Genomic DNA, 12,652 nt, shown 5'->3' with positions numbered 1-12,652 from the left:
AGGTTGCAAATATACGCCTGCATTATTCGTTTTTCCAAACCATCTTTACATTTATTTTACATTCTTCTCTTAAGTGATTGGTATGATGGGAAATATTTTTTGAAATGTTTGACGGTTTACGCTAAACGGCAGACGAAATAGAGAAAAACGATCAGTGAAAAATGAAAAATTGAAGAAGATTTGTAGTTTAGATTGATATTTTTGACAGAAAAAGGAGGATTTTAGATTTACGATTTTAGATTTACCTAAGAAAGGTTATCACTATTATAAAGAAAATTGTTCTTTTACATTATTTAGAATGTGATGCTGAAACGAGTTCAGCAGGACTGGATGGAGATAGTTTTGTGAAGAAGTTTTATAATAATTCAAAAAGGAAATCATCTGTTTATAGATAGCATACTTTTTTTGTTTCTCGAAACTTAGAACTTATTATTCACAACTTAGATAACACCCCTATAATCCCCTCGAGGGGATAGTTTCATGATGTGATGCTGAAACGAGTTCAGCAGGACTGGGCGGAATAGTTTTTACAGCAAGGAATGATTAGACGGTGTTGGTTTGCTGAATTAAGCAAAGCAACAGCAGATACTTTGTGGTTATCGACTCGGGAAGAATTGTCGCGAAGCGAGAATAGTTTATTCAATATAGTTAATAATAAAATGGATGTGACACTGAAACGGATTTAGAAAATATTATAATTTAAGCTTTCATAAAAAACTCTTTGATAAAGTAAAAGCTTATCATTTATTATTCTATATGTGATGCTGAAACAAGTTCAGCAGGACAAAACTGGGTGTAATATAGTTTTTGAAGAGATTTTTGAAAAAATTGTAAGACATGCATGTTTTTGCTTATCAATTAAAATTAATAATGATAGAGTCTAAATTTAAGCTAAAAAAAAAAGGAAGACTAAAAAAGTCTTCCTTTAAATATGGCATTAAGTATTGTTAATTATTTAGATGCGCTCATTTTAAGAACTGGATTCACAATACCATTTAAACAGTTAATTAGTTTGATTGGTAGATACATTGGTTCTGAATAATTACATCCTTGACGTTTGGTTTGTACTTTTATGTACAAATCGTTGGCATAATTAGTATGTAATGAGTTAAATTCATAGTAAATGAATTTTCCATCATCTTTTATTTCTTTTAATATAGAATTTGGAATATCCGTAAAAGAAACTACTCTATCTTTCTCAACACCATCTACATCGATAAATTTTTCTTTTGTTGCATAAGCCATAGACACATCATAAGTTGTACAATTATCTACTTTTGTAACTTTTAGAAAATCTGATGCACAAAGAGCTGTCGCGTTTGTAGAATCTTGTCCTTCAAATTTCATTGTAGGCATTATACTAATGTCATAAACATATGTATAATCTCCTAATAAACCTACTTGTACGGTACTCAAATAACTCATCTCTATTTTATCGAAAGGTTCGTTAATTGCATCAACAATAAGTGCTTTTCTGTCTCCAACATTTCCTAAAAGAGCTAATAAGTTTAAATCTAATATTTTGAATTGGCTACCATTAAGTAATTGACCAACCTTAACGTTACCTTTGTATCGTTGAATTTTAATATCTGTTAATAAACTTAGATCCAACACAGGAACTTCGAAACCTCCCATTAAAATTCGGATTTGATCTCCTGGACGTACATTTTGGTTAAACTTAACCGTTAACTTTTGACGATTTAATGCAGCTACTGATTTATTAAAAATTGCAAAGGTATTAATATCATTATCTACTGCTAAATATGGATATACAACTGAAGCTAATGAACTAGCAACTCCCAAACCAATATCTTCTACTCCCCAAGTTACATCATCAACTAAAGGATTTAAAGTAACTTCTGTATGTGGATAAGGGTAAGAAGTTGAACTTCCTGGTTTTGACGCGCCAGCTGCAACTTTTGTATTTGGAATACCATTCGTACATGTTGGATTTTGTCCCGAAAAACTTACATTCTTATCATAATAAGCTCCAAAAATTTTAGCATTATTCGCTACAGCAACTGTACTAACCACAACAGCTCTTACTCCTTTATAAGCAATAGGATTTCCTTTATTATCTTTTGGAATGAAAGTATACTCAAACACATTATCACCAACTAAAAGGTCTAATAACGCTCCGTCACCAACAGCTAAAAGAGGCCCAGCTGTTTTTTCATTTGCATCTAATGCTTGAACAGTAACTCCTCCTCCAACTTGTACTGCACTATATTCTTGTCCTAATTTTATTGTAACAGGCGTTCCTGCCGGTACAACATGATCGAAGAATAAATTTTGCCAAGTTGTTCCTAGACCTAAAAGTCCTACAGGAATTGTAATTGTAGAGTAAGTAGATAAATCAGTATCAACAGCATTTGCTTCACTCGTTACCCAACCTGGAATAATTAATACTGGAACTGTACTCCATGTACTTCTATTTGCCATCGTTTTTTGACGAATTTCATTACAAGCACCTAAATTGTATACATTAACAAGAATTGTTTTTGTAGTAACACAATAAGGACTTGCCGTAGTAGTTGCTTTTATTGTTATTGTATAAATTCCTTCTGTATTAAAAGAAACCTCATCACCAACATTTCTTACAACACCATTATGATCTTTAATTTCGATCGTACTAACTTCTGAAGTTGTAATAGATGGAATGGTAATTTTCCCGTTAACAGGAATACTAAAATCTGAAATATTATTTTGAACAGAAATTACATTATTTGTTACAAGCACCTCTACTTCGTTTGATACAGATGTTACATTATCTGCTGTTATAGACGAATTAATTTTAGCTACACGACGAACTTTTACATTCTTTACCAAACTAACTATTGTCAATGAAGCAGTTGTAGCGTTTGTGTAATTTAAATCATTACTAGCTACCGCTAACCAAGTAGCTCCATTATCATTACTAACTTCCCACGAATACACTATTGGGTTAACAGGTAAAACAACAGCAGGCGTTAATCCATAAACAATAAAAGGACTACCATAACAACCTTTAGCTGAACTCTGAGCTGTAGAAGAATTGGTAGAAATGGTTCCTGGATTATCAAAACCTACAGGAACACTAACTGTTGCTTTATAAATTTTACATTCACTTTTATAAGAAAAGCTAAATGAAACCCCTTTGTCATTTGTTGGAATCAAATAATTAGAAGGAATCTCCGTTTCTACTCCATTAATCTTTGTAAAAAAAGTATATCCCTTTGTATTAGATCCTAAACCTGCTGCTTCACCAACTGTAATTACTTGATATTGGCTTACTTTTGTTGTTAGGTCTGGGACATTATTTGAATTTACCGCATCAAAAACTGAAATATATAATTTATTATCGCTTAAATCAGTATCAATATTAGTTTGACTTTTATTAACTACATCCAAGCTAATATCTAATGATTTACTTAAACCTTGAGTAATACCAAGTGCCGTCCAATTCTTTATAAATTTCAACTGTATACTACCATTAGCTGGAATTACTTGACCTACTTTTAATTTAAAAGAATGTATACTATAAATTGGCAAAACATTAGTTGTTGTTTTATAGTCCCATTTAGTATCATAATTACTATAATTTGCTGAATAACTTGGCGTATCTAAATTATTAGCATTCGCTCCAGTTCCATTATTTATTGTAAATTTAACTTCTAACGTTTCGTCAGCAGAAGCAATAAAAGGAACAGACAACTTATTAGTAATGGTTAAAGTATATTCATTGGGTTTTGAATTCAAAGCTGTCCCAACATAATCACATTGGTTTGTTACAGATCCTGTAAGCGCTAAATTCTCTTGCAATGGAATAAATGTAACAGTTGCTTTAGAACAAACACCAATCAAACTACATACTTGATATTCTAACGGAGCCGTTGGCATTATTGTTCCAGCTGCTACTTTTACTTCTCCAGTAGTTGTATCTAATGTAATACCTGTTGGCCAATTCCCAATAGTAGAAATAGTTGCATTTTTCGATGTTCCTGATAATACGATAGGCACCATCGTATTGCTTACAGAAACTTTATCATTTGTATGAATCATATAATTTCCTGTTCCCCATTTGTAGACATCATCCACAGGTTTTATCAAATCATCAAAGTTTGCTAAATTTCCACAACCTATTTCTGGAGCTGTAGGATCTACAACCTCTTCTAAAACGATGTCGTCAATATAAAGATCATTTCCCTGATCATCAGCAAGCATATTACGTAGTGCAACTGCTATATTACCACAACCATCTGTATTAGGAATTTTAAAACTCCATTCTTTCTTTTGCCATTGATTAGCTGTACTATTTAAACTAAAAGTAGATGATTTTCCTAACTCTGCCTCTGTTGCAATATTTTGCGCTTGAAACATTACGCCCATTTTATCACTTCCACTTCCATAAAACCAAGCTGAAATTTTATACGTTTTACCTTTTTCTAATGTAACTGCTCGTCTATAAAATTGATTTTTAACTTGGCCTGCATTGACAATCATAACAGAACCATTGGCATTTCCTGTATGGTCAGCTATTTTTGCCCACCAATTACCATCCCAATCTGTTCCACCGCTTGGTTTAGCAAAATTGTAAACAGTTTTTGGGCTAACAATTGTATAATAACCATCATTAACAACGTGTACATCTGTATTTGCTGTTTTAAGCGAAGTATAGGTACCAGGAATTGAAGTGAAATAAGTATTGGCTGCGTAATAAAAACTAGAACCATGTTTAAATTTCCCTAAACTAGCATCTACTCCTCCTTGCGGTACATAAGGAGAAATTGTTCTTACAGAACTTTGCCCAAAATCTTCCTTAAATATAACTTGCGCACTTGCTTGTTGAAATGCAACAAAAGCAAAGAAGCTGTATAAATATTTTTTTATATTAAATTTCATATTGTATTTTTTAAGATTAATTAAACTGATTAACTTTTGTTAATTACTTAACCTTTAATACAATATTCATAAAAGACCCATTTCTAACAATTGCATTTGGATCTACTTTGTAGGTAAATTTACCTTCTTCTCCTGCTGTTGTAGAAAAAACAATATTTGCATGTGGAAAAACAGTTTTGTCTGCATAAATAATATGATATTCATATTTATCTCTTGCTAACACAAAACCTGCTAATCCAGTTGAAGTTCCGTTAGAACTCTTTATAGGAGCATCGAATTGAGCTTTGTAAATAGCATATAAATCAACAGAAAAAGTTCCATCAGCTGAGTTGTATGTCACATAATCGGTAACTCCTGAAGCAGTTGTTGGCAAAACGATTGATGGCATATAGAAAAATTTTGGCGAAGCTGAGCTTGAACCTCCATCTACCCATTCTAACGATTCAGTAGCTTGACTATACTCTAATATTTGTTTATCCTTTGTTGGACGTGTTTGAGGAAAATAATAATGCGTTTTATTCAAGCTAAAATCTCCTATATAAAATTTTTTCTTCGTAAAATCTAAACCAAACTGAGCATCAGTATTAAGCCAATCTATTACACTAAATCCATCTAAAGTTAGTTCTACATTTACATATTTATCATAGAATGCAGACTGAAAACCGGAAGCCATACCAAAAGAAATCATTCCCTCTTTAACATCTAGAGAATTTAACTTTAAAGTACTACTCGCTCCTTTCCTACTTACTAGAGCGATACCCCCGTTATCTTGTATAATTAAATTTCCTTCGGCATCAATAGTAGGCGTCATAAAATCATTTATATTTTTATTTTTAGAAGAATAAAATAAATTTCCATTACTTGAAAATCCCGAAGGCATTGTACCACTATTCGTTTCAATACCTAAGTATCTTTTTGGAGGATCAGTTTTCAAAGCGCCAGGAACAGAATATACAGCTCTAAAATCCCCTCCTACTTCTAATTGTTTTTGTGTAGGATTTGATTCAAAATCAATATCAAAATTTGAATTATAACCAATTCCTACTTTCCCTTTCTGGTAAATATCTACATCAACTAACTCCGATGAACTTGCACTTTTATTTAGCACATCTCCGTTCTTTGGCGATGTTGAGAGAGCTTGGGCTTTCCAATATGTTTGTTCTAACGTCTGCACAGCATCTGGCAATTTTATCCACGCTGTTCCGCTAAAATGGTAAAATCCTTCGGTATCTATGTTAATGGCTGTTCCTGTTTGAGTACCAGTCGTAATATTATTTACATAAATGATTGTAGATTTTTCAACATTTTGCATGGATTGTGCCCTTTGTCTATCTACACGAGGGATTATTATACCTTCTGCTGTTGCAGATGTTCCTGAGGAATTTGCAGCCGTGATATCCAAGGTAGCTTTAGGACTATTAGTACCAATACCTACCTGTGATTTTACAAATATAGCAGTTGCCATAAGTGTAAAAACTAATAAAACTTTTTTCATATTTTTTGTATTAACCAAACCATCTTAAATTTAGTAAAAAAATACATTCAAAATTCTGAATTGCAAATATTTAACACATGAAACAATAATTGTTATAGGTTATAAAAAATATAAACTCCGCTATTCAAGCGGAGTCTAACATGATTTATTTCATATTATTATTTTAATAATTAGATGACTTCTGCAACAATAAATGTACTACCTCCAACGTAAATCATGTCATTTGATTTTGCATTTGATTTTGCAGAAATTAATGCTTTTTCTACAGTATCAAAAAAGTGTTTATCGGTAATATCTTCTGGTATGATTTTATACAAGTCGTCAATATCGTATTTTCGAGGAACATCTGGTTGACAGAAATAATAGGTTGCTTTTTTAGGAAAGAAATTTAAAATAGATAAAACATCTTTATCATTCACAAATCCTAAAACTAAATGTAATTGATTGTACGCTTGTTCATTTATTTGTTTCGAAACTTCTGCTAAACCATGCGGATTGTGCGCTGTATCTGCAACAATTAATGGATGTTGTCCTAAAATATCCCAACGTCCGCGTAAATTTGTATTCTTTACAACATTCAATAAGCCATTTGTAATATTTTCAGAAGAAATTGTCCAACCTTGTTTTTGCAATTGTTCAATAGCGGTTAAAACGGTACGTTTATTTTTGATTTGATAAGAACCTTTCAAATCTGAAGGTAAATCTTGAAAATGTTTTTCTTCTGCAAAAATGATTTCAGCATTTCTATCTTTTGCAACTTGCTCAAAAACTGGTTTTGTCTCGGCTGTTGTTTCACCAATTACAACCGCAGTATTTGGTTTGATTATTCCAGCTTTTTCAAATGCAATTTTATCCAACGTATCACCCAAAAATTGTGTATGGTCTAAACCAATGTTCGTAATCACAGAAAGTTCTGGTAAAATAATATTAGTTGAATCTAATCGTCCGCCCAAACCAGTTTCTATAATTGCGATATCTACATTTTGTTGTGCAAAATATTCGAAAGCCATCGCAATTGCTATTTCGAAAAAAGACGCTTTTTGATCGATGATTTTTTTTTCATGTTTACTTACAAAGTCAATCACAAATTCTTCATCAGCCATTGCGCCATTTACACGAATTCGTTCACGAAAATCCTTTAAATGTGGTGAAGTTGTTAAACCAGTTTTGTATCCCGCTTCTTGAAGTATTGAAGCTAACATATGAGACGTACTTCCTTTACCGTTTGTTCCTGCGATATGAATCGTTTTAAACTTCTTTTGAGGATTTCCTAAATATTCACATAATTCAGTAATATTCGTTAAATCCTTTTTAAATGCAGTTGCTCCTACACGTTGAAACATCGGTAAATTAGAAAATAACCAATCAATGGTTTCTTGATACGTTCTCATTTGTACAAAAATTTATACGAAGATACGCAGGGATAAAATAAAAGTCGATTTCTTCCGAAGAAAAAATCGACTTGATATGATGAATATTTTGTTCAATTAATCTGAATAATCCTGACGAGTCGTTAACGTTCTTTTTAAATAAAAGAATCCAAAAACTGCAGCAGCTACCGAAGCTACAAGAATCATTAATTTAGCTTCATTCACATAATCAGGATCTTTAAACGCCAAAATCGATACGAAAATAGACATTGTAAAACCAATTCCTGCTAACATTCCTGCTCCAAAAACACGTTTAAAGTTTACAGCTGTTGGCAATTCACTTAATCCCAATTTTACAGCTATAAAAGTCGCTAAGGTTACACCAATTGGTTTACCTACTACTAAACCTAAGAAAATTCCAGCTGCTAACGGGAAACTAAAATGGGAGAATCCTCCACCATCAATAGTAATTGCTGTATTTGCTAAAGCGAATAATGGTAAAATGATGAAGGCGACTGGTAAATGTAAAAAGTGTTCTGCTTTAGCACAAAGGGATTTGGATTGAACTTTATTAAAAGGAATTGTAAAAGCCACTAAAACACCTGCAATTGTTGCGTGTATTCCTGAGTGTAACATAAACCACCACACAATAATTCCACCAATTATATAAGGTATGATTGAATTCACTTTCATTCGATTTAACCCAAATAATAAAGCTAAAACACCCATTGCAATCCCAAATTGAGTAATGTCAAAAGGTAACTCAGGATTAGGATAAAATAATGCAATCACCAAAATAGCACCTAAATCATCAATTACTGCAAGTGCCGTTAAAAACACTTTTAAAGACATTGGAACTCTTTTCCCTAACATTGTAATCACTGCAACGGCAAATGCAATATCTGTCGCCATTGGAATTCCAAATCCATTAATGGTATCAGTTCCATAATTCAAAGCAGCAAAAATTCCAGCAGGAACTAACATTCCTCCAACTGCAGCAAAAATGGGCAAAATAGCTTTCTTCACATTGGAAAGTTCTCCAATTAGCATTTCACGTTTTAATTCTAATCCGATTAAGAAAAAGAAAATAGCCATTAATCCATCGTTGATCCAATGTGCAAAAGAATGCCCGAATAGATCCAAATGCCAAATACCTTGGTAAGAGTCAGCAAACATTGAATTGGCAACAATTAACGAAAATAGTGTACAGAAAATTAAGGTAATTCCGCCAGAAGTTTGGCTATGAATAAATTTTTGAAATAGTTTAGAAATCATCTTTTTTTATTTGTAATTTCTGTAAATATACACAAGTTAAAATAATTGGATTTTAATCTGGTGGTATTATTTAATTCAAAATTCTTTAAATAGGATTATAGATAATTCCTGAAGAATGATCTTTGCTTGCACCAGTTACTGAAGCTAAACAATTAATTTGATTCGTAAATTTTCTGTATCCTAAAAATGCAAAAATTAAAGCTTCTTTAAAATCAATTAAATTATCAGTTGGAATGATGATTTCAACAGTTGATAATTCTCGTAAACGATTGATAAAAAATGAATTTCGAACTCCTCCTCCAGTTATCAACACATTGTTGATATCGTATAATGAAAAGGTGTTCTTAATTTGAATTACGAAATGCTCCACACAACTTCTTAGCTTATCTTCAATAGAAATATCGTACTTATCAACAATTGTTAAAAACTCATTCGTTACCCATTCAAAACCTAATGATTTTGGGAAAGGTTGATGATAATAATTCAAAAGGTTTAATTCATCAACTAATACAGTATTAATATGTCCTTGTTCTGCTAGTTCTCCATTTTTATCAAATTCAAAACCGAGTTGTTTTGCAAAATGATTCAAGACAATATTGATTGGGCAGATATCAAATGCAATTCGTTTTCCATTTCTATTCATCGAAATGTTAGAAAAACCTCCAAGGTTTAAACATGCATCATAGTTAGAAAATAATAATTCGTCCCCAATCGGAACCAAAGGTGCTCCTTGTCCTCCTAAAATAACGTCTTGTGTTCTAAAATCACACACCACTTTTTGTTGACAACGCGACGCAATTGCTGCACCATTTCCTATTTGCAAAGTGAATGATTTCTGCGGTTGATGAAAAATAGTTTGCCCGTGAGATGCAACAAAATCTACTTTTTCTATCTTATTTTTATGAATAAATTCTTTTACTTGTTCTCCAAGAAAATAACCAAACTCTACATCCAATTGACATAAATCCATAGCCGAATATTGAAAAGCTTCTGTTAGTTTTGTTCGCCAATCGGATGAATAATCTATAGTTTCGGCATGTAAAATTTCGAAAAGTTGGTTATCATCAAATTGGACATAGCAAATATCCAAACCATCTAACGAAGTTCCAGACATCAAACCAATGCAAAAAGTAGGGTTTTTCATGCTGTAAATTTAATGAGAGAATTTGGTAATTGGTTAGTTTAGAAATTAGAAATTTTGAATATCTAAGAAACCATCTTTCATTTTTTCCTTGATGAAAAAACGAAACAAAAAAATCAAGACCTCAATAAATCGGCTAAAAATGATTCATTCTTCACGAAAAGATTTAAAAACCTATCGGCTAAATCTTTTTATCGCTTCGAATTTCTTCATTTTTTTGCGCCTTTTTATTGAAAGGTCATTTGAAATTCCTTTGAATAACTAAATTGGTTTTCAATTATTAATAAGGTATGATTCTTAAATTAGTTATGAATGATTTTGATAGAGATTCCTCGAAAACCTCGGAAAGACAAGTGAAATGATAATTCATTTTTTCAGTGTCATTCTAAATGGAGCGGTAGCGAAATGAAGAATCTCAAAATGCTTATTAATTGGACTCTTGAAATAAATTCTCAATAACTAAGTAAACTTTCTTTCATTTTTTCCTTGATGAAAAAACGAAACAATACTTCGATAAACTCAGCACAAGCAAATCAAGACCTCAATAAATCGGCTGAAAATGATTCATTCTGCGCGAAAAGATTTAAAAACCTATTGGTTAAATCTTTTTATCGCTTCGAATTTCTTCATTTTTTTACGCCTTTTTATTGAAAGGTCATTTGAAATTCCTTTGAATAAGTAAATTGGTTTTTAATTATTAATAAGGTATGATTCTGAAAAAAGTATAAATATTATTACTCAAAACTCAGAACTTATTACTCACAACTCGAGATGCGTTAGGGATAGGAGTGGAAATCCTTTGCGTGGAACGAAGCGATAGCGGAGTTACAAAGCAAAGATTGCAACGAATAGCCCGCCCGAAGGGAACGCCCAAATAATTAGAAAAATTGTTTTGATAATTCTTAGGTTATTGCGAATATATCAGTTAGAAATTCTAATGATAAAAGCTTATATTTGAAACACAATTAATACAAACAAAACATGGCACAAGATGTAATCTTCGATTTGATTGAAGAAGAAAAAGAAAGACAACTGAATGGAATTGAATTAATCGCGTCAGAAAACTTTGTTTCGGACAACGTAATGCGCGCGATGGGTTCTGTTTTAACAAATAAATATGCAGAAGGTTATCCTGGAAAGCGCTACTACGGTGGTTGCGAAGTTGTAGACGAAGTGGAAACTATTGCAATTGATCGTTTGAAAGCGTTGTTTAATGCGGAGTATGCAAACGTGCAACCTCACTCAGGTTCTCAGGCGAATGCGGCTGTTTACTTAGCGTGTTTAAAACCTGGAGATAAAATCTTAGGATTCGATTTATCTCACGGTGGTCACTTAACACATGGCTCTCCTGTTAATTTTTCTGGGTTAACTTACCAAACTTCTTTCTATGGAGTGGATAAAGAGACGGGGAGAATTGACTACGAAGCTATGGCAGAAACTGCTCGTAAAGAGAAGCCTCAAATGATAATTTGTGGTGCTTCGGCTTACTCAAGAGATATAGATTATGCTAAATTTCGTGAGGTAGCTGATGAAGTTGGTGCTTTGTTATTGGCTGATATCTCACATCCTGCTGGGTTAATTGCCCGCGGAATCTTAAACGATCCTATGCCTCATTGTCATATCGTAACGACGACAACTCACAAGACTTTACGTGGTCCTCGTGGTGGAGTCATTATGATGGGGAAAGATTTTGAGAACCCTTGGGGAGCAAAAACTCCTAAAGGTGAAGTGAAAATGATGTCTCAAATCTTGAACGGAGCAGTGTTCCCTGGTACACAAGGTGGGCCTTTGGAGCATGTAATCGCGTCTAAAGCTGTTGCTTTTGAAGAGGCTTTATCTGACGGTTATATGGACTATATTGTACAAGTTGTGAAGAATGCGAAGGCTTTGGCTGCGGCATTGGTTGCAAAAGGTTATGACATTGTTTCTGGAGGTACAGATAATCACTGTATGTTGATCGACTTACGTAACAAAGGTATTTCTGGGAAACAAGCAGAAAACGCTTTAGTTTTGGCAGAAATCACTTGTAACAAAAACATGGTTCCTTTCGATGATAAATCTCCTTTCGTTACATCGGGGATTCGTTTGGGTACGGCAGCTGTAACAACTCGTGGGTTGGTTGAAGCAGATATGCAAACTGTTGCTGACTTGATTGACGAAGTATTAATGAATATTGATAACGAAGAAATCATTGATGGAGTTGCAGATCGTGTAAATGAGTTTATGTCTTCTCGCCCATTATTTCAAATGAAATAAGTAGAAACTAAGTTTCGATTATAACAATAGAAAAGTCCTGAGCATTGCTTAGGACTTTTTGTTTGATATAAAACGTCGAGACGTTTTAATTAAAACCTCCTTAGGTTTTAGGTAAAATCACTTGATATTTTTATTGAAATGTCTTGAGGAAATAATTTATTTCATTCTAACTTATAATAAGATTGAACTAATAAGAATTCTAATTAGATATATGATTACAAAAATTATCATCCT

General features: G+C 32.7%; 6 protein-coding genes. 1 reads left to right on the top strand and 5 read right to left on the bottom strand.

Features of this window, described 5'->3' with window-relative positions; translation table 11 throughout:
- Positions 1 to 951: 951 nt before the first annotated feature.
- The 5 genes from N5D90_RS16515 to N5D90_RS16495 form a co-directional block, all read right to left on the bottom strand.
- Positions 952 to 4,881 (bottom strand): carbohydrate binding domain-containing protein, encoded by a 3,930-nt coding sequence (locus N5D90_RS16515; RefSeq protein WP_280063379.1) that lies wholly within the window; start codon positions 4,879 to 4,881, stop codon positions 952 to 954.
- Positions 4,882 to 4,924: 43 nt separating this feature from the next.
- The gene (locus tag N5D90_RS16510) at positions 4,925 to 6,376 is read right to left on the bottom strand and encodes a hypothetical protein (RefSeq protein WP_114997853.1); all 1,452 of its coding nucleotides are present in this window, start codon (positions 6,374 to 6,376) and stop codon (positions 4,925 to 4,927) included.
- Between the two features lie 170 nt (positions 6,377 to 6,546).
- Entirely contained in the window at positions 6,547 to 7,767 is a 1,221-nt protein-coding gene (locus tag N5D90_RS16505; protein WP_280063378.1) for a bifunctional folylpolyglutamate synthase/dihydrofolate synthase, read from the bottom strand.
- A 96-nt stretch (positions 7,768 to 7,863) separates the two neighbouring features.
- Positions 7,864 to 9,021, bottom strand: coding sequence for a Na+/H+ antiporter NhaA (gene nhaA / locus N5D90_RS16500; protein WP_219035414.1), 1,158 nt, complete (start codon positions 9,019 to 9,021; stop codon positions 7,864 to 7,866).
- Positions 9,022 to 9,106: 85 nt separating this feature from the next.
- Entirely contained in the window at positions 9,107 to 10,165 is a 1,059-nt protein-coding gene (locus tag N5D90_RS16495) for an anhydro-N-acetylmuramic acid kinase (RefSeq protein WP_280063377.1), read from the bottom strand.
- 978 nt (positions 10,166 to 11,143) lie between these two features.
- On the opposite strand from N5D90_RS16495, the gene glyA reads away from it, so the two are divergent.
- Entirely contained in the window at positions 11,144 to 12,418 is a 1,275-nt protein-coding gene (gene glyA, locus N5D90_RS16490) for a serine hydroxymethyltransferase (RefSeq protein ID WP_135834919.1), read from the top strand.
- Positions 12,419 to 12,652 lie beyond the last annotated feature (234 nt).

It is taken from the genome of Empedobacter sp. GD03797 (assembly GCF_029842105.1).
Classification (GTDB): Bacteria; Bacteroidota; Bacteroidia; order Flavobacteriales; family Weeksellaceae; genus Empedobacter; species Empedobacter falsenii_C.
This window is presented reverse-complemented; position numbering and strand designations above follow the sequence as displayed.

Bases quoted from the DNA above. Each gene is read 5' to 3' on its own strand.
- N5D90_RS16515 (WP_280063379.1), bottom strand. From the start codon at position 4,881: ATGAAATTTAATATAAAAAAATATTTATACAGCTTCTTTGCTTTTGTT.
- N5D90_RS16510 (WP_114997853.1), bottom strand. From the start codon at position 6,376: ATGAAAAAAGTTTTATTAGTTTTTACACTTATGGCAACTGCTATATTT.
- N5D90_RS16505 (WP_280063378.1), bottom strand. From the start codon at position 7,767: ATGAGAACGTATCAAGAAACCATTGATTGGTTATTTTCTAATTTACCG.
- nhaA (WP_219035414.1), bottom strand. From the start codon at position 9,021: ATGATTTCTAAACTATTTCAAAAATTTATTCATAGCCAAACTTCTGGC.
- N5D90_RS16495 (WP_280063377.1), bottom strand. From the start codon at position 10,165: ATGAAAAACCCTACTTTTTGCATTGGTTTGATGTCTGGAACTTCGTTA.
- glyA (WP_135834919.1), top strand. From the start codon at position 11,144: ATGGCACAAGATGTAATCTTCGATTTGATTGAAGAAGAAAAAGAAAGA.